The organism is Lysinibacillus sp. DFXJR4, assembly GCF_057196045.1.
The window spans coordinates 675,431-695,042 of record NZ_JBXUNW010000001.1 but is presented as its reverse complement, the minus strand read 5'-3'; the positions used below and the strand labels follow the sequence as shown (position 1 = coordinate 695,042).

The window sequence follows — 19,612 nt, the reverse complement described above, 5'->3', positions numbered from 1 at the left end:
TCCTCCAATATGAAGATAGAAAGCGCCCTAATTCGACGCTTTCTTGTAAACATGCATTTCTCTTACTAAGAAACGCCTATGAAATATATGTTTCAAATTTTGCACGCTTTTGGATGCATGCGGCTGCACGTTCCCGGTCACTTTCATTTTGTAAACTTATCACAAGAATCCCGAAAACATCCTCTCGTGATTCTACGATACGCAAATTCGTAATACTAATCGCTTCCTCTGCAAGCAGGCCTGTGACTTCAGAAATGACCCCTGGATAGTCAGGAACATCAACATATAAGTCAAATGATGTAAACATTGCGCCTGCACTTATCGGTAATTCGTCTCTAAGCTCTTTCGCTACCGCAAAATAGCTTTCAATATCCTTCGAACTTCCGTGTAAGAGGAGCTCCTTCACACGCCCCATTTCCTTTTCCCAGCCCTCTAGCTGTGCAATGAGTTCATCACGGTTTTGTAATGTAATATCTCGCCATAAAATCGGATTGGATGAGGCAATACGTGTTACATCACGGAAGCCCCCTGCTGCAAGTGAACGTGTCATCGGATATTCCCCATTTTCACCGCCTAATTGATGCACAAGAGAAGCAGCTACTACATGTGGAAAGTGACTAACAACAGCTGTCATATGATCATGCTCACGAGCCGAAACACTGACTACCTTTGCATGTGTGAATTTTAATAAACTTTCAAGTTGTGCCATATTGATAATTTCTTCACCAGCTAGTGGTGTAAGCATATAATAAGCATTTTCAAAAAGATGAGCTTTCGCAGCTAATACACCACTTTTATGTGAGCCTGCCATCGGATGACCCCCAATAAAGGTAATGCCTAGCTCCCGTAATTCCCCAGCCTTTTGCATAATCATTTTTTTTGTACTTCCTGTATCTGTAACAATAACTTTTTTCTTTAATGGCCATGTTTTTAATTGTTCCATCCACTCTAGCGTTGCATTAACGGGTGTGCCAAAAATAATGACATCTATGTCAGCAGCTACTGATTTGGGATCTACTACAATATCATGAACGATATTTAACGTTTGAGCATGCTCACGCGTTTTAGCATCCATATCATAGCCAATAATTTTTGTTTCTGGTGCCTTCTGTAATGCCAAAGCAATTGAGCCTCCAATTAGGCCAAGCCCAATAACGAGTACTTTGCGTGTCATGCAAAAACCCCTTGCTCTTTAAGGACACTCTCAAGGTGATTGAGTAACGCTTCATTTTGAGACTCTGTACCAATTGTTACACGGATAAATCCAGGTAAGCCTAAAGCTTTTCCACTTCGGACTATAAAGCCTCGTTTCATTAGCTCTTGGAATACAACATCACTATCAGCATTGATATTAAAGAAAATAAAGTTTGTATCAGTAGGGAAGTATTTTAAATTATGTTTTTCACAGAATTCAATATATTGCTTTTTACCTTTTTCATTCGCATCACGGCATGCCTGTATATAGTCTTGATCACTTAAAGCGATTGCCGCCACCGCTTGGCTTAAAATAGTATTGTTAAATGGCGCTCTTACCGGGTCAAGCTTAGCAATGACATCTGGTTGTCCAATCGCATAGCCAACCCGAAATGAAGCAAGACCATATGCTTTTGAGAATGTGCGCAATAATAGTACATTTGGATACTCGTTAATTAATGGTAGCGTATCTTTGTGTCCAGGATGTGTCACATATTCGATATAGGCTTCATCTAATACGACTAGGACATCATTTGGTACCTTTGCAAGAAAAGCACGTAAGTCAGTATCCGGAATAACAACACCTGTTGGATTATTTGGACTACACACCCAAACAATTGATGTTTGCTCATCAATTGCCGCTGCCATTGCATCTAAATCATGTGCACCTTCCATACATGGAATTTTTCGTACTTCTGCACCTTCTATTTCAGCATTATGCCAGTATTGGGAGAAGGATGGGTCAGCCATAACTGTATTTACCCCTGGATACAACAAAGCACGTGTAATAATAGCAATGATATCGTCAGAGCCATTACCAAAAAGAAGCTGTGTTTCTTTCACACCTAGAAAATTCGCAACAGCCGTACGTAAATTTTGCGCATAACCATCTGGATAGAGTGCATGATTCACTGCATTATTTTGTAAATAAGCTGTCACCTTAGGTGAGCATCCAAACGGGTTTTCATTCGATGCTAATTTAATGACTTCCTTTAAGCCATATTCCCGTTGTACTTCTTCAATTGGTTTCCCTGGTTTATATGCTTGCATACCGTCCAATTGTTGTTTCCATTTCATCTCAAACATCTCCTCTACTTATTTAGCTTGGGTTAAATCTGGTCTTAATTTCACTGCATCATTCAGATACAAATGCTTCACATCTTTTTGTGCTACATCTACCTCTGCATGAATTAATACACGAATACATAATGGTAATGCATTTGGTACATCCATTTCATGTGTGCACATAACAGGGACATATTGCCACCCATCCATTAATCGTACAGCACGTGCTGGAAATGCAGACGTAATATCAGGTGTTGTGGAAATAAGAATTGAAGCGATATTATCCACCTCTACATGATTTGCTGCTACTACCTCTCGCACTAATCTTGCTGTCTCATCCCATACAAGCTCCGGCTTGTCAGATTCAATTGTAATTGCTCCTCTAAGTCCACGAATCATACAAGCACCTCCGCTAATAGCTGTCGAAATTCTGCATCTACCTCTTTGCACTCTACTAGATCAATCGGCTGTATAAACGGTTTGCCGATTTTATCCAATAAAACAAATTGCAAAATTCCATACTCTGCTTTTTTATCTTTCATTAAATACTCTGTTAATTGTTCAAAAGTATAATCATTTACTGCTTTAAATGGATAGCCATTCTTCACTGCAAAATGTAAAAATGATTTCGTAAAATGACGATCCAGCTCACCATATCGCTCACTTAATAATAAGCAATAGACAAGCCCAATCATAACTGCTTCACCATGCGCAACTTTCCCATAACCCGCTGCTGCTTCAATGGCATGTCCATACGTGTGACCTAAGTTTAAAAACTTTCGTACAGATTGTTCTGTTTCATCTTCTGCAACAATTTGCGCCTTCACTTCAATACCCTTTCGTAGCTGTATTGCTAATTCTTCTGTACTAAAATGAATGACGGTATCCGCTGCCATTAACTCCTCTAACCATGCTGGATTCGAAATCATGGCATGCTTTATCACTTCTGCAGTCCCCGAACGTACCTCACGTTCAGGTAAACTCTCAATAAATACAGTATCGTAAATAACTCCCTCAGGTTGGTAAAACGCACCAATCATATTCTTTCCTAGTGGATGATTGATGGCTGTTTTACCACCTACTGCTGAGTCATGTGCTAAAATTGTTGTTGGAATTTGGATAAATGGTACTCCACGCATAAATGTAGCAGCAACAAAGCCAGTTAAATCTCCCACAGCACCTCCACCAAATGCAAAAATAAAGGATTTGCGAGAGCATTTTTTTTGTAATAAAAACGTCTGTGCTGCATTGTATTGTTCAAAGGTTTTGCATGCCTCACCACTTGGTAAGATAAATACCTCAAACTCATATGGAAAATTTGCCTTGAAATAATCCCCTTGAGCAGCCCATACATTGACATCTGTAAAAACAATGAGTTTATCAGCTTTTTGAAGTTTATCCTCAAATGATTTTACTGCATTTGCTAAAAAATTATGGCCAAGAACAACCTCATATTGGTGTGATTTCGTTGTTACTGGTACTCGCATACATCAGAACCCCTTTGTATAACGACGTTGTTCTTCTATTTGAGCTTTTAGTTGTGGTAATTGATCACTATGGAATTGCTCCAAAATTGCATTGGCAATTTCCCAGGCAATAACGTGTTCTGCTACAACTGATGCTGCTGGTACTGCACAGCTATCTGAGCGCTCTACACTTGCTTTAAACGGTTCTTTTGTTTCAATATCAACGCTTTGCAAAGGTTTATATAATGTAGGAATTGGCTTCATAACACCACGTACTACAATTGGCATTCCAGTAGACATGCCACCTTCTAAGCCTCCAAGGCGATTTGTTGCACGACTATAGCCTTGTTCTTCAGACCAAATAATCTCATCATGCACTTCAGAACCCTTGCGACGTGCCATTTCAAAGCCAATTCCAAATTCAACGCCTTTAAATGCATTAATAGATAGCATTGCGGCTGCTAACTTGGCATCAAGTTTACGATCATAATGAACATAGGATCCAACACCTGCTGGCATTCCTTCAACGATGACCTCTACAATACCACCAATTGAATCGCCAGCTTTTTTCGCTTCATCAATCGCCTCTACCATTTTGGCAGAAGCCTTTGGATCTACACAGTAACATGGGTCTGCTTCAACAATTGCACGAATTTCATCAGCAGATTTCCCCTCCACTAATGAAGTATCTGCCTTAATTCCAATAATTTCTGTTACATGAGACACAATAGAGATGCCTAATTCATTTAATAAAGCTTTAGCCACTGAACCTACAGCTACACGAACAGTTGTCTCACGTGCAGAGGAACGTTCTAGCACATTCCTTAAATCACGATGTCCGTATTTCATGCCTCCTACTAAGTCAGCATGTCCTGGGCGTGGTCGTGAAATTTGACGTTTGATGTCTTCCGGGTTCACATCTTCTGCTAATGGCTCTGCTCCCATAATTTTAGTCCAATGCTTCCAGTCATCATTTGTGACTACAAGTGCTACGGGAGAACCAAGTGTTTGTCCATGACGAACACCAGCAACTATCTCCACTGTATCTGTTTCGATTTGCATACGTCGTCCGCGACCATGTCCTCCTTGGCGGCGCTTTAAATCATGGTTAATTTTTTCTGCTGTAATGGGCAAGAGTGATGGTAACCCCTCAATAATTGTTGTTAATTGGGGGCCGTGAGACTCTCCCGCTGTTAAGTAACGCATAAACGCTTTCTCCCTTCAACTCGCTAAAGTATGTATTTTTCACTATAACATATATTCTCTAAAAAAACAGTCCTTTTGCAAATGTCTTTCAGTCTCTCGTTCATTGTTTACAAATTTCAAATTACTCTATCAACATATGAATGTAAATCAATTATACCCAGACCGAAAAACATTATTTTAAATGCGAATATTCTGAACGATTAACATACATCACAATTCAATTTCATCTATTTAGTAATTATTCACGAAGCTATTTTTGTGATTTTTCATTCGCTCATCTAACTAGATAAAAAATACGCCTTTTGCTTATGACAAGCGAAAAGCGTATGATTTATCTATATCTATACCTTCAAATATGTACATGACATTCATGTTGTCTATTGTACCAGTGCTTTTCTCATATTATTTATTATTTCCTTCTATAGAAGAATGTATCCTCTACATCAAATTCATAGCGTGATGGATTAAAGATTTGCTCTGTTGAACCAACAAACAATACTCCATCTTTCCGCAATGCTTTACTAAAATTCCCATAAATCTGATCCTTAGCATCTTCTGTAAAGTAAATCATCACATTGCGACACACAATTAAATCATAATTTGAGTCGTAGGAATCATTCAGAAGGTTATGCTTTTTAAAGGTCACACAGCGTTTAATTTCATCTTTGACTCTAAAAAAGGAGCCTTCTTGTTCAAAATACTTGGCTTTAATATCATTTGGCACCTCTGCTAAAGAACGCTCTGGATATACACCTAACTTTGCCTTTTGAATGACATTCTCATCCAAATCTGTGGCAATAATTTGGATTTGAGATAAGGGTACTAATTGAGATAATACCATCACTAGTGAATACGGTTCTTCACCTGTTGAACAAGCAGCACTCCAAATTTTCAAACGCTTATTTGATTGCAATAATTTCGGAAATATTTTCTTCTGCAACACTTCCCAGCGTTTACCATTTCTATAAAATTCAGAAACATTAATCGTCATGCGATCTAAAAACTCATTCATTAAATCACGATCTTGTTCAAGTGCCCTTAGAAAGTCTACAAAATTACGATATCCTTTTTTCTCATAGAGAGAGGTTAATCGTCTTTTCATTTGCGCTTCTTTATATAACGCTAAATCTATTCCTGTTTTGCGCTTGATACCTTCTATAAATTGTTCATAATCAGACATACGGTTATCTTCCCCTCTAGCGTCGTATTTCCATTATAGCGGAAAAGTGCCAATCCTGAAATAGTCTTTCAGCTGTAATCCAAGTTACTTATTCGAATTTTGTTTTTCCTCTAGTAATAACACTTTCGACTGTTCTAGTTCTAGACGCATTTTTTCTGTCTCCATCGTATATGTCTCTAATCTGAGCTTTTCCAACTCAAGCTCCTTATCGATAGACTTTAGTTTAATTTTTTGCTGTCTTGTGCGGGCGTCCGTAAAAATGCCGGCTAAAGAAATTATGACTCCTCCAATAATCGCAACAATTGCAATTGACAATACGTCCACATCCTTTCATTAATAATGATTATACGGCAAAATGGAAAAAATAGTTTCATTTTTTCTGTTCATTCTTCCATCAATTTATGAATATTTTTTCGGGCTGAAAAATTTCCATAAAAAATGAAGGTAGTTGACCACCACCTTCAAAGTCTTAGTCTATTATACCTCTACTCGATAATCCTTCAAGTCTTCTCGTAACTTTGCTTTTAAGAATTTACCGACAGAAGTCTTCGGTACTTCATCTAAAAATACAACATCATCTGGTATCCATGTTTTATGGAATTGATTTTCTAAATCAGTTAGTAGCTCTGCCTTCGTGATAGTGTCTTTATATTCGGGCTTCGGTACAACACATGCTAAAGGTCGTTCAATCCATTTTTCATGAGGAATTGCGATTACTGCTGCCTCAAATACTTTAGGATGTGACATTAAAGCATTTTCAAGCTCCACTGACGAAATCCATTCCCCACCACTCTTAATTAAATCCTTAGTTCGGTCTGTAATTTTTATATAACCATCAGCTGTCATGACCGCAATATCCCCTGTATAAAGCCAGCCATCTTTAAAGGCTTCTGCTGTGCGTTCATCCTTGTAGTACTCTCCAGCAACCCATGGACCTCTTATTGTCAGTTCCCCCATTGTTTTGCTGTCCCAAGGCACTTCACCATTTTCATTAACAACACGTGTTTCAATAAGTGGCACTGTGATGCCCTGAGTAATTCGTACATCCATTTTTTCATCCAACATATAGTCCTGCATATGTGTTAAATATGTTGATAAGCTAACTAACGGAGATGTCTCCGTCATACCATAGCCCGTAATGTAAGGAATTTTAAGCTCCTGCTCAAAACCACGAACGAGCCCTTGAGGTGATGCAGATCCTCCACAAACAATTAAACGTAATGAGGATAAATCACGTGAATTTTTTCGTTGCTCCTGTAATACACCCAGCCAAATTGTTGGCACACCAGCAGTGAGCGTAACCTTATATGTTTCAAATAAATCCAAAAGTAGCTGCGGGGTAAACATCGGTCCAGGTAGCACCTGCGTGGCACCAAATAAAACGCTAGCGAATGGGAATCCCCATGCATTTGCATGAAACATTGGGACAACAGGTAATACTACATCTGCTTCACCAATTGCAATACTATCAGAGAGTCCGGCAGCAATACTATGAAGAACTATACTGCGATGCGTATAAACGACACCCTTTGGCATTCCTGTAGTTGCACTTGTGTAGCACATGCCAGCGGGTGTATTTTCATCTAAATCCTCAGGAAATGTAAAACAATCATTTGCTTCTTTCAGCAATGCTTCGTAGGAAAGCGCATTTGGTAAGGGGATGGTTTCCAGTAGGACTGCATCCCCCATTACGATAAAATGCTTCACGGTTCTCAACTGTGAGACAATTGGTGCAATAAGCGGCACCAAGTTATCGTCAATGAGTAGTATTTCATCCTCCGCATGATTGATAACATAGACAAGATGCTCAGGGGCTAAACGAATATTAATCATATGCAACACAGCTCCTGCACATGGAACTGCAAAATAGGCTTCTAAATGTCGATGGTGGTTCCAAGCAAAGGTCCCCACCTTTGTACCACGTTCCATCCCAAGTTTTGTAAGGGCATCAGCTAATTGCCGAGTTCTTTTTACATAGTCTTTATAGGTAAACTCATGAATAGTAGTAGGGCTTGTCCGGGAATATATTTTTTTTGCATGGAAAAATCGTTCTGCTCTATTCAAAAAACTTGTTAATACTAAAGGTGTATCCATCATATGCATAACCATACTCTCCCCTTTGTTCACAAAATTTTTGAAACATCCAAGGCAACTGCTACAAGCACAATACTAGCTTTTCTATGAATGCCTTACTTCGGCTGCATACGAATAGCGCCGTCTAAGCGTATTACCTCACCATTTAACAAACCATTTTGGATAATACTTTCCACCAATAGTGCATATTCAGATGGTTTCCCAAGACGTTTAGGAAATGGCGTCATTTTTGCCAGTGCCTCTCGTGCTGGCTCTGGCAGTGATGCAAACATAGGTGTCTCAATCAACCCTGGTGCAATAGTCATCACACGTACACCTATCTCTGCTAATTCTCGAGCAATTGGCAATGTCATCGCTGCTACACCGCCCTTTGATGCACTATAGGCTGCTTGTCCTATTTGCCCATCAAATGCCGCTACCGATGCAGTATTGATAATAACGCCACGTTGACCATCCTCATCCGGCTCATTATGCTGCATTTTCTCAGCTGCAAGACGAATAACATTGAAGGTACCGATTAAATTGACAGCAATGACCTTTTCAAATAAAGCAAGCGTATGCACACCACGCTTTGAAATTACTTTACTTGCATCAGCAATACCCGCACAGTTTACAGTTACGTTAATGGAACCGAACATGGCTAATGCTTGCTCTAGCCCTGCGATTACATCGGCTTCTTTTGTAACATCAACGCGTGTATATCCAACATTGTCCCCTAATTCCTCTGCTAGAGCATGTCCTCGCTCATCATTGACATCAAAAATTACTGCCCTACCACCCTCTTCAACGATTTTACGGACAGTGGCTTCTCCTAATCCAGACGCGCCCCCTGTTACAATAGCTATTACCTCATGACACTTCATCCATTACAACCCCTTTTAAATTTTTTCAATAATAGTGGCATTTGCCATGCCCATACCTTCACAGATAGCAAGTAATCCATAGCGTAAATTTTCCCGCTTCATTCGGTAGAGCATCGTAGTTAGTAGCTTTGTACCCGTTGCTCCTAATGGATGACCTAAAGCAATTGCTCCCCCATCTGGATTGAGCTTCTCAGGATCTGCTCCAATTTCATGCAGCCAAGCAAGTGGCACAGGCGCAAAAGCTTCGTTCACTTCATACGTATCGATATCTTCAATCTTTAGACCCGAACGTTCTAATGCTCTTCTAGTTGCCTCTATAGGACCAGTTAACATAAGGGTCGGATCTGAGCCAACAACTACTCTTGTGGAAATTTTAGCAAGAGGCTGTAAACCAAGTTCCTGTGCCTTCTCTAAGGACATAATGACCACTGCCGATGCACCGTCACTCATTTGACTCGCATTACCAGCCGTAATTACACCATCCTCCTGAAAAACTGTTTTCAAACCATTTAATTTATCAACTGATGTCTCAGCTCGTGGTCCCTCATCCATGGAAAAAGTTGAAACAGAGCCATCCTCTTGTGTAACTTGAATCGGTAATATTTCATCTGTAAAATAGCCAGCCTCCATCGCGGCTAATGCTCGCCTATGACTATTATAGGCATAGTTATTTAGCTGCTCCTTTGAAAGGCTCCATTTTTCTGCCATTTTTTCTGCTGATAAACCTTGGTGAATAATGGCATAGTTATCCTGTAAGCGTTTACCTTCATGAGCATTCTGCATATTAGCACCCATTGACACTCTTGTCATACTCTCAACCCCACCAGCAATAGCGATGTCCATATCACCCGCTAAAATAGCTTGTGCTGCAAAATGCACGGCCTGCTGACTTGAACCACATTGTCGATCAATCGTTACACCTGGAACAGTCTCAGGAAAGCCTGCCATTAATAAGGCTGTTCGAGCAATGTTAGCCCCCTGCTCAGCTGTTTGTGTCACACAGCCTAAAATAACATCCTCAACTTGATGCTTTTCGATGCCTGCGCGTTGTACCACCTCTTGTAAAATATCTGCGGCTAAATCATCCGCTCGTACATTGCTTAATGCCCCTTTTCTTCTACCAACCGCTGTACGAACAGCCGCTACAATCACCACTTCTCTCATCATGAAAAACCCCTTTACATTATCCATCACCCTAAAGTGTATTTGGAAGTTATGAAATATATTCTCGATTATTAAACTATTAAAAACCTTAATTATCAGAATATTATAGCATTTATTGTACATGAGGAAGAAGTTTTTAACAATTCTATATGTATGTTGAGATTACCTTATTTAAGTTGAAGAATCTATCCATTATTTTGATCGTTCCATCTGTTAGTTTTGGATACCTATCCTGCACTTTGATGATTCTATCCGTCAGTTCGTGGCTTCTATCCCTCAGTTATTTATTATCGGGAAGGGGATAAATATTTACGAAATAGTTTACTACATTTATAACCATATATGTATATAAACTTCAATTACTATTGTAAAAGAGATTTTATCTCTGAAGTTGTAATGCCTTAAATTTTATTTATTTATAAATATCCATTATGAACAACAAGTGCTCTTACATATTTTCGAAGCTTATTGATAAAATTTATTAATTTCATGTTTCTCAGTTTTAAACCAATGTTTTCATTAACTTTATTAAATGATTTTGACAAACAAAAAACCCTCTAACATTTTTTTGTTAGAAGGTAAAAGTAACATCGAAAAATAGATGAATTTTTTATTAAGTTCTATCCGTAGTTATTTCGCTACTCTTCTTAGAATTGCGAATTAAACTAACTCCTCACCGAAGAATAAGCCGATTTCGCGCTCTGCAGACGCAAGAGAGTCAGAACCGTGGATGATGTTGTGAGAAACAGTTGTTGCGTAGTCACCACGGATTGTACCTGGGTTTGAATCTTCAGGTTTAGTAGCACCCATCATTGTACGTGCAAGTTTAATGATATTTTCGCCTTCCCATACCATAGCGAATACAGGACCAGAAGTGATGAAATCAACTAATTCACCAAAGAATGGACGTTCAGCGTGCTCCGCATAGTGCTTCTCTGCTAATTCTTTTGGAATTACCATTAATTTAGCACCTTTCATTTCAAAACCGCGACGTTCAAAACGATCTACGATATCTCCTACTACTTGACGCTCAACGCCATCAGGCTTAACCATTAAAAAAGTTTTTTCGATTGCCATGTTTAAAACACTCCTTAAATTCGTCTAACAGGTTTTACACCTACCGATAAATATTAACAAAAAATGAGCCTTTGTACAACAAAAAGCTAGAATTTACGCTTACCCATAAATAAAGCAACATCACGTAGTTTTTTCTTAACCGGATGTTTTGGTAAAGCATCAATTTCTTGTAAGGCTTTTTTCAAATATTTATCACTCATACGATTAGCTTGCTCAATTGCATGAGATTTACGCACATACTGTAACATTTTTTGCCGTTCCGCTTCTGTTAGCGTACCAGCAAATACTTTAACTAAGTATGGTTGCATCTGTGGATCATCTTTTAATAATAAAATCGGTAATGTAATATTGCCTTGTAGTAAGTCACTGCCTGCTGGCTTCCCTAATTCTTTATCCGTTGCCATAATATCTAAAACATCGTCTATAATTTGGAAGCTCATGCCTACAAAATAGCCGAAGCGTTTCAAATGTCTTACTGTTTTGGCATCGACACCTGATGCCACCGCACCGAGCTCACAACTTGAAGAAATCAGCAATGCAGTTTTGCGTTTAATTCGTCTAAAATAATCCTTTAAACCCTGATCTAATCTAAATTTATCTTCGATTTGAATGACCTCACCGTTACAAATCTCCACCATTGTTCGTGCTAAAATTTGATGCACTAATGGGTCCTCAAGCTTCGTTATATATTCTAATGCACGCGCAAAAATAAAATCGCCCGTGTACATTGCTACTCTATTATTCCATTGGGATTTGACAGTCGGGCGTCCTCTTCGCATATCGGAATCATCAATAACATCATCATGCACAAGTGATGCCATATGAATAAGCTCTAAAGGCACAGCAACATCCTTCATTTTCTGGATATCATATTCCCCAAATTTTGCACCAAGCAATGCAAAAATTGGCCGTATCCGTTTGCCACCAGCTTGTAATAAATGGAGAGAAGCATCATTGATCAAATAGGAAGAAGAGTTTACTGCTTTTTCTAGTTCTTGTTCAATGATATCGATATCTGATTTCAAATCGGAATAGAGTAGTTTTAACTTCATCTTTTCCACGCGTGAAAACCTTCCCCCATTAACGTATCTTTTTAAAGCCCATATGCATTGCCGCAGCACCGCCACTGTATGCTTTGTACGTTACTTTTTCTAAACCTGCTTGCTGAAACATTGCCGCTAACTTTTTCATACCTGGGAAATCATTTGCAGATTCCTGAAGCCAAGAATATTCTTTATAGCTTTTCGCAAATATTTTACCAAATATCGGCATTATATATTTAAAATAAAAACGGAATAATTGTCGATAGCCCGGAATTTCTGATTGTGATGTTTCTAAGCAAACAACCATTCCTCCTGGTTTTACAACACGATTCATTTCTTTTAGCACCTGTAAATAATCTGGAACATTACGAAGACCAAAACCAATCGTTACATAATCAAATGTATTGTCGGGAAAAGGTAATTCCATGGCATTTCCATGAATAAGCTCAATTTGAGGATACGGCTTTACCTTCTGCTCCCCAACCTTCAGCATGTTTTGGCTAAAATCAAGCCCCTTTACCTCTCCATTTTCACCCACTGCATGTGCCAAGGCAATCGTCCAATCTGCTGTCCCACAACAAACATCCAATGCCTTTGATCCAGGTTTTACAGCCATGTGCTTCATCGTATCATTACGCCAGCCAACATGCATCTGAAAACTAATAACACCATTCATTTTGTCGTAGTTTTCCGAAATACTTTCAAATACTTCGTGAACGTGCTCTTCTTTCGTTTTAGCCATTTTGAAAAACCTCTCTTATCCATTAGTAGAAGCAATAGATGCCTCTACACGTGCTTGTAGAGCTTGTTTCACATCACCTTGTAAAAACGATGCCTCAGTAATCTCCTGTAATAGCTCTTTTTTTAATTGCACAATTTTATCCTGGATGACACTGTAATAGGTTGTGCCATCGAACCTTGCACTCTCTTCAAGCGCCTTGCTCATTAAAGACACTTGTCCACGATGATAAGCCACCCATTCTCTTTCTAAACGTAAAATAATTAAGCTTTTTTCCACTATTGGAATATACTTTTCGAATGAATAAAGCTCAAAAAATTTGGCGATTAACCCTGATTCTATAGTGCTCATTGAAGCAATCCATTGCTCAATCGATCTTTTCGTTGCCTCATACACCTTTATTTGGTGTTCACAGCGTGCCACAATGCCTTGTGACAATTTTCGAATCAAAGCAACATTTCCAGACATCGCTAAAATCTCATAATAGCGTCCACTATAAAAGTCTCCAGCTAAAACGGTTAGCTGCTGCTCTTTAGATGTGGCATCTAATTCTTTTATATGATCGTGCGCCGAAAGAGCTGCGTACACAATACCAACTGTAATTGCAGCTTCTCTTTGCTCTTGTTGCCACTCCTCACCATTCAAAAAAGGAACTAACAAGTAAAACAATTGATTTTCATCAATCACAGGTGTCCCTGTGTATTTTTGCAAAGTTCTATGACGAACATCCATGAAAATCTCTTTTTTTAACTGTGCAATTGAATTTTGAATGTATGTTGCATTCATAGACCTTACTCCATTTCACTTTCAAATACGTTAGTTGCTTTTATCTCCTAACGTTTGCTTACTGAGTCATTATAGCATACGTGACGATTTGTCATAAAAAAATTTCGCTTCTATCAACATGATAGGCAGTAGATTTTTCACCATCAAAATGGCTGGAATCCAACTGCCTTTAAAATCGAATTAAAACAATACTAAGTTTTACACATCTAAGCAAGTTTATGTACCATTGTAATGGACATTTCAGCTTTTATTTTTTAGCCTCACTATGAATTACACCATGAGCTGTATGAATTTGTGCTTTTCCACGAATTTTCATAGCAGATGTATGTTCAGTGAATTGAGCAATCATCACTTCGCCCGCATCTAATTTTTCAGAATGGTGGAATTTTGTATCCGTCCCACGTGTTAAACCGATTACATGCACGCCATCTTCCTCTGCTTGAATAACAATATAATCTTGTGACATTATTTGTACACTCCTTAAATCCGACAAATTCTTAGTCCATCATAACATAATTAGACATGCAATTTAAGACATTTGAATAAATGATAATACTTCTCTTCGTTTTACTTCATCTTCCTCATAAATGCCACGTGCAACCGATGTCACTGTTTTCGAGCCAGGCTTCTTTAATCCTCGCATCGTCATACACATATGTTCCGCTTCAATCACTACATAAACTCCTTTAGGAGAAAGCATTTCCATAATCGTATCAGCTACAGAGGAGGTAATACGTTCCTGTAATTGTGGGCGACGGGCAATTGTTTCTACTGCACGCCCTAATTTACTTAAGCCTGCAACTATTCCATCGTTCGGTATGTATGCCACATGCGCTTTTCCGTAAAAAGGAACCAAGTGATGCTCACACATTGAATAAAATGGAATATCCTTCACAAGCACTAATTCCTCATGATCTTCGTGGAAAACTGTTTTAAAATAATCTCTTGCATCCTCATGTAAGCCACTAAACATTTCAGCATACATTTTAGCAACTCGTTTTGGTGTGTCTAGTAAACCTTCACGATTTACATCTTCTCCTACAGCTTCTAGTATCATTTTTACTGCTTCTTCTATTTTCAATAAATCAACATTTGACATTCGTAAAAAACCTCCTGCATATCAAAACATTACACATTTCCCTATGCATCGTAGCATATCCAAAAGGTTAGCGCAAAACGACTTACCTGATTGAAAAAATTTTAATGCTTTACGAGCAAATGAAGCCATTCTGAATTTCCGAAACAGAGCATATTTTCGAATTATGCATATACTATATTAGAATGCTTCATTAACAATAAAACATCCTTTTCAAAATCACTATGTATAATAATTATCTTGCATAAATATTGTAAGCCCTCAATAAGAGCTAAAAAGAGCAGCCTTCATGTTCGATTACATGAAGACTGCTCTATGTAACTACTAGACGTGTATTATTTTACAGCGTCTTTGAGCTGTTTACCTGGTTTGAAAGCAGGTACCTTGCTAGCAGCGATTTCGATTTCTTTACCAGTTTGTGGGTTACGACCTTTACGAGCCGCACGTTCACGTACTTCAAAGTTACCAAAACCAATTAATTGTACTTTGTCACCCTTTGCAAGAGCATCTTGAATTGTATCAAATACAGCTTCAACTGCTTTAGAAGCGTCTTTTTTAGAAAGACCTGCAGCTTCAGCAACAGAGTTTACTAATTCTGTTTTATTCACACCATTCACCTCCTCTCAAAGGGTCATGAACCAATTCTGTAAAAAGAGTAACACATAGAAAACCGCGACGCAACTGTATTCATTCATGATTATAACCAAAAAGTCAGTTTTTCACCCAAAAAACAAAAATAACAGGACTTTTCGCATAAAAACGAAAAGCCCTGTACTAATTTTTTGCGCTTTATTTTTCTTTTTGTTCCTACAAAATAAACGTAACTAATCCTCTGTCACCCTCGTTCACCATTCGTTCAATTGTTTGACGCATGCGTTTTTTGGCTGTAGGTGGAACAGCATCCATTTTATAGCGAATTCCTTCTTTTAACACTTCATGCAATGGTGTTCCGAAAAGCTGTGTATTCCATAATGCATCACGATCATGTAAATAAGCATGATTTAAATCCTTAAGTAACTGTTGACTATGGAACTCAGAGCCAATTAACGGAGCAAATTCAGATTCCATGTCTACTCGAATAATATGATAAGATGGTGCCTTTGCTTTCATACGGACTCCAAAGAAATTATTTTGTTTAATGAGCTCAGGTGCTGTTGGCTCAAATTCCTGCATCATCGGCAGTGTCACACCATAGCCAGTGGAATCAGCATCGTTAATAGCTGTTTTAAAACGTTTTTGTGCTTCCTTTGCCTCAGCCGCTTCTTTAATAAAGAGTAGCCAATCTTTCTTTGTTTCAATTGGTTCTTCTAGCCATTCATTACACACCGATTTATATAGCTCTCCTTGTAATGAGACTCGTATAACTGCGGTTCCAGCCCCAGAGTCTACATGTACCACTTCACTTTGGTCAATATAATCGATGGCTTTAAAGGCATCTGACGCCTGCTGTACATCCCGAATTCGCATCACTGAAGATAATACTTCTTCCATCGAATCAATCAGTGCCACATTCAATGGATGTGATGCATCTAAAACATCTAACCAATCCGGCTTCTCCACCTCGATTGTACGGATTGGGAATTCAAATAACGCTTCTTGTAGGATATATTGAACATCCGTTGCGCGCATTTGATCAATTGAAATTGCAATGACAGGGACATTGTAACGCTCAAATAATTCATTTCTGAGCTGAACCGTCTCCTCTCTTGCTGGCATTTGACAATTTAACACAACAACAAAGGGTTTTCCAATTTCAGTAAGCTGTTCTACAATCTCTTCTTCTGCCTTCTCTGCTGCACGACGGCTAATACCATTCACTGTACCATCCGTTGTAACAACAATTCCGATATTGGCATGGTCTCGAATTACTTTATCTGTCCCTATTTTTGCCGCTTCTTGGAAAGGAATGGGCTCTGTGTGCCAAGGTGTATGCACATATTTTGGTCCATTTTCGTCCTCATATCCCTTTGTCCCATCAATAATATAGCCAACGCAATCTGCTAAACGAATTTGGAATGTCATTTCATCTTCACCGACCGCAATACGTGTTGCTTGGGCAGGCACAAACTTCGGCTCAGCAGTCATAATGACTGGCCCCGGTGAGCTTTGCGGCAATTCATCTTGTGCTCGCATTCGTTCCGTTTCATCCACAATATTTGGTAACACAACTGCTTCCATAACCTTTTTTACAAATGTAGATTTACCTACCCGTACTGGACCGACAACACCAATATAAACATCGCCATTTGTGCGCTCTGCAATTTCTTTAAATACTGCTTCACTCAAGGTTTCTGCCTCCTTTATCTACGCTTTTTCACTATATGCAAGTCCTCAGACAAATATGAAAAAGCCCCCTACAAATGTAAGGAGCTTATGAGCACTATTTTTTATTCGTTTGAGATTCGGCCTCTTTCTTAGCCTTTTCTATCGCTTTTTCTCTAGCTTTTTTTGCATCACTATCATAGGCTTCCATAAAATAGGTTGGTTCGCCATTTTCATCGACTGTATATGGCACAGAATATGCTGGTACCACTGGATATTTATCAATAAGTAGCTGACGGATATCTTCTCCTGATTTCACATCAGGATTGTCTCCTTTTAGCAATTGGCCTAAATCAATTGAGTAGTCGACATGTATTTCACCATCACCTGTCATAAATAAAGGTAATTCGGCACCAGAATAAGGACTTTTGACAGTAACATCTTTTTTATAGCCTAATTTCTCAAAGTCAATTTGGAACACATTATCTGCAGTGTTTCCTTTTATCGGTAAATATTGGGTTGACAATTTACGAATATTAATTTCACGGATACGCTCCGCTGCATTTAAATCAACTAATTTAACTTGTGCCTTATTCTCAGGGTCCCAAATAATATATTGGAAAATACCACCTTTTTCATAGGCATTCCCAGGTATTTGGGCAAGATGTTTCGGCATAAGCTTCTCAAAATCAATTAAATATTTTATATAAATATCAGTATCTAGCTCACTATTTTTAATAGGAACTAGCCCACCAGTGGCTTCACGATATTCATCCACCGCCCGCTGAACCGCTGCTAATTGGTCTACATCAGGGACTACTTTAGCCCTCTTCTCATCTTCAGGAGTTACACACCCTACTAGAAGTATTGCGGTTGCAAGTACCATTATAATAGCACTTAATTTCTTCATGTCACTTCCACCTCATTAATTTTTATGCTGGCCATGTGGCAACAATCAGTACCATTAAGAAAGTACCAAGCCCAAACAATATGTATGCTGATAAATTTACGATTGTACGTAAAAAAACATTTGAAATCTTATTTCGCGCTAAATAAATTAAACCGACTGAGATAATCATAAAGCCGATACAATAAAACGATACCCACATTACGTCTAGAGCAGGCATATGTGCTAACGGACCCATTTAAGACAACCACCTTTCTTCAATGTCACAAAACAATCAAAGATTATTATACTATGTGCTTTCGCTAAAAAGAAATAGTTGTCCAGTAAACTATCATCAAATGGACAACCTTTTAATAGGTATACAATAAAAGTGTCCCAGCATTACCGCTAGAACACCTTATTTATGTCCATATTATGACAAAAGTAATCAACGATTGAATCTATGAAATCTCATCAATTTCTCGCTTTTTCATTCGCATCATTAATGCATCAACAGCTATTTTCGGTTCTACATCATTAAAGAGCACACTATAAAGCTCTGTTGATATTGGCATAGCCACATTATATTTTTCTGCTAATTGAAAGGCTGCCTTCGTCGTACGCACACCTTCTACCACCATACCCATTTGATCAAGGACCTCTTGTAGCTTCATCCCTTTTCCAAGCAGATGACCTGCACGCCAATTTCGAGAATGTACACTTGTACATGTAACAATCAAATCACCCATACCTGTTAGTCCTGCGAATGTAAAAGGATTCCCTCCCATTTTAACACCAAGGCGTGTAATTTCGGCTAATCCTCGAGTAATCAAAGCTGCTTTAGCATTATCACCATAATTTAAGCCATCTGTAATTCCAGCAGCTAATGCAATAACATTTTTTAGTGCGCCACCAATTTCTACGCCGATAACATCTTCATTTGTGTAAACACGGAAAAATTGATTCATAAATAGGTCCTGTACTTTTTCAGCAGCCTCAATATTAGCGCAGGCCGCTGTCACGGTTGTTGGATGATGTAAGACAACCTCCTCCGCATGGCTCGGACCAGAAAGCACTACAATTTCCTCTATAAATTCAGCTGGGAGACTCTCTGCTAGAATTTCTGAAATTCTTTTTAGTGAATCTGGCTCTATTCCCTTTGAAACATGAACAAATAGGATTTTTTTATCGAGAGATACTACCATTTTTTCACACACTTCTCGAATGGCCTTTGTTGGTACAGCAACAATAATTATTTCTGAATGAGCAACTGCCTGAGCAATATCACTTGTAGCATGCAAATTTATTGGTAATATTGTTTCTGGTAAATACTTTTTATTCGTATGCAGGCTGTTTATTTCTTCAGCTTGATCAGCTCGATGAGTCCAGACAAGTGTATCATGTCCATTCTCTGCAAGTACCATTGCTAATGCAGTTCCCCATGAGCCTGCACCTAACACACAAACTTTTTCCATTCAAAATCCTCCCTTT

Annotated in this window: 21 protein-coding genes; all 21 read right to left on the bottom strand. The window is 38.6% G+C overall.

Annotated elements, in window-relative coordinates; translation table 11 throughout:
• Positions 1–76 precede the first annotated feature (76 nt).
• The 21 genes from AC2CGN_RS03520 to AC2CGN_RS03420 all read right to left on the bottom strand — a co-directional run bounded on the left by AC2CGN_RS03520 (position 77) and on the right by AC2CGN_RS03420 (position 19,596).
• A complete protein-coding gene (locus AC2CGN_RS03520; RefSeq protein WP_283871537.1) occupies positions 77–1,174 on the bottom strand; it encodes a prephenate dehydrogenase in 1,098 nt (365 codons plus the stop codon).
• A complete protein-coding gene (gene hisC / locus AC2CGN_RS03515) occupies positions 1,171–2,271 on the bottom strand; it encodes a histidinol-phosphate transaminase (RefSeq protein WP_286923973.1) in 1,101 nt (366 codons plus the stop codon). The genes AC2CGN_RS03520 and hisC overlap by 4 nt, the downstream gene beginning before the upstream one ends.
• An 18-nt stretch (positions 2,272–2,289) precedes the next feature.
• The gene (gene aroH / locus AC2CGN_RS03510; protein ID WP_054770299.1) at positions 2,290–2,658 is read right to left on the bottom strand and encodes a chorismate mutase; all 369 of its coding nucleotides are present in this window, start codon (positions 2,656–2,658) and stop codon (positions 2,290–2,292) included.
• Positions 2,655–3,746 (bottom strand): 3-dehydroquinate synthase, encoded by a 1,092-nt coding sequence (aroB, locus tag AC2CGN_RS03505; protein ID WP_429984822.1) that lies wholly within the window; start codon positions 3,744–3,746, stop codon positions 2,655–2,657. Before aroB ends, aroH begins: the two co-directional genes overlap by 4 nt.
• 3 nt (positions 3,747–3,749) lie before the next feature.
• Positions 3,750–4,931 carry a chorismate synthase gene (gene aroC, locus AC2CGN_RS03500; RefSeq protein WP_484512177.1) on the bottom strand — a complete coding sequence of 394 codons (1,182 nt, stop codon included), beginning with the start codon at positions 4,929–4,931 and terminating at the stop codon, positions 3,750–3,752.
• 409 nt (positions 4,932–5,340) lie between these two features.
• A complete protein-coding gene (locus AC2CGN_RS03495; RefSeq protein WP_283871532.1) occupies positions 5,341–6,111 on the bottom strand; it encodes a CheR family methyltransferase in 771 nt (256 codons plus the stop codon).
• A gap of 84 nt (positions 6,112–6,195) precedes the next feature.
• On the bottom strand, positions 6,196–6,426 hold the full coding sequence (locus tag AC2CGN_RS03490) for a hypothetical protein (RefSeq protein ID WP_283871531.1): 231 nt from the start codon (positions 6,424–6,426) through the stop codon (positions 6,196–6,198).
• Between the two features lie 162 nt (positions 6,427–6,588).
• Positions 6,589–8,214, bottom strand: a complete 1,626-nt coding sequence (locus AC2CGN_RS03485; protein WP_484512174.1) for a long-chain fatty acid--CoA ligase — start codon at positions 8,212–8,214, stop codon at positions 6,589–6,591.
• A gap of 86 nt (positions 8,215–8,300) precedes the next feature.
• The gene (locus AC2CGN_RS03480; protein ID WP_484512173.1) at positions 8,301–9,068 is read right to left on the bottom strand and encodes a 3-hydroxyacyl-CoA dehydrogenase; all 768 of its coding nucleotides are present in this window, start codon (positions 9,066–9,068) and stop codon (positions 8,301–8,303) included.
• Positions 9,069–9,083: 15 nt separating this feature from the next.
• A complete protein-coding gene (locus AC2CGN_RS03475; RefSeq protein WP_484512171.1) occupies positions 9,084–10,232 on the bottom strand; it encodes a thiolase family protein in 1,149 nt (382 codons plus the stop codon).
• A 660-nt stretch (positions 10,233–10,892) separates the two neighbouring features.
• Positions 10,893–11,309: a nucleoside-diphosphate kinase gene (gene ndk, locus AC2CGN_RS03470; RefSeq protein WP_286923980.1), complete on the bottom strand. Its 417-nt coding sequence runs from the start codon at positions 11,307–11,309 to the stop codon at positions 10,893–10,895.
• A gap of 86 nt (positions 11,310–11,395) precedes the next feature.
• On the bottom strand, positions 11,396–12,370 hold the full coding sequence (hepT, locus tag AC2CGN_RS03465; protein ID WP_286923981.1) for a heptaprenyl diphosphate synthase component II: 975 nt from the start codon (positions 12,368–12,370) through the stop codon (positions 11,396–11,398).
• A gap of 19 nt (positions 12,371–12,389) precedes the next feature.
• Complete coding sequence (locus AC2CGN_RS03460) at positions 12,390–13,094, bottom strand: demethylmenaquinone methyltransferase (RefSeq protein WP_054770295.1); 705 nt, start codon at positions 13,092–13,094, stop codon at positions 12,390–12,392.
• A 15-nt stretch (positions 13,095–13,109) separates the two neighbouring features.
• Positions 13,110–13,877, bottom strand: a complete 768-nt coding sequence (locus AC2CGN_RS03455; protein WP_484512169.1) for a heptaprenyl diphosphate synthase component 1 — start codon at positions 13,875–13,877, stop codon at positions 13,110–13,112.
• Between the two features lie 247 nt (positions 13,878–14,124).
• The gene (gene mtrB / locus AC2CGN_RS03450) at positions 14,125–14,343 is read right to left on the bottom strand and encodes a trp RNA-binding attenuation protein MtrB (protein ID WP_008180408.1); all 219 of its coding nucleotides are present in this window, start codon (positions 14,341–14,343) and stop codon (positions 14,125–14,127) included.
• A gap of 63 nt (positions 14,344–14,406) precedes the next feature.
• Positions 14,407–14,976: a GTP cyclohydrolase I FolE gene (gene folE, locus AC2CGN_RS03445; RefSeq protein WP_054770293.1), complete on the bottom strand. Its 570-nt coding sequence runs from the start codon at positions 14,974–14,976 to the stop codon at positions 14,407–14,409.
• Between the two features lie 332 nt (positions 14,977–15,308).
• Positions 15,309–15,581: an HU family DNA-binding protein gene (locus AC2CGN_RS03440; RefSeq protein ID WP_054770292.1), complete on the bottom strand. Its 273-nt coding sequence runs from the start codon at positions 15,579–15,581 to the stop codon at positions 15,309–15,311.
• 199 nt (positions 15,582–15,780) lie between these two features.
• The gene (gene spoIVA, locus AC2CGN_RS03435; protein WP_286923985.1) at positions 15,781–17,259 is read right to left on the bottom strand and encodes a stage IV sporulation protein A; all 1,479 of its coding nucleotides are present in this window, start codon (positions 17,257–17,259) and stop codon (positions 15,781–15,783) included.
• A gap of 94 nt (positions 17,260–17,353) precedes the next feature.
• The gene (locus AC2CGN_RS03430) at positions 17,354–18,145 is read right to left on the bottom strand and encodes a hypothetical protein (protein WP_484512165.1); all 792 of its coding nucleotides are present in this window, start codon (positions 18,143–18,145) and stop codon (positions 17,354–17,356) included.
• 22 nt (positions 18,146–18,167) lie between these two features.
• Positions 18,168–18,380 (bottom strand): DUF2768 domain-containing protein, encoded by a 213-nt coding sequence (locus AC2CGN_RS03425; protein WP_286923987.1) that lies wholly within the window; start codon positions 18,378–18,380, stop codon positions 18,168–18,170.
• A 202-nt stretch (positions 18,381–18,582) separates the two neighbouring features.
• On the bottom strand, positions 18,583–19,596 hold the full coding sequence (locus AC2CGN_RS03420) for an NAD(P)H-dependent glycerol-3-phosphate dehydrogenase (protein ID WP_286923988.1): 1,014 nt from the start codon (positions 19,594–19,596) through the stop codon (positions 18,583–18,585).
• Positions 19,597–19,612: the final 16 nt, after the last annotated feature.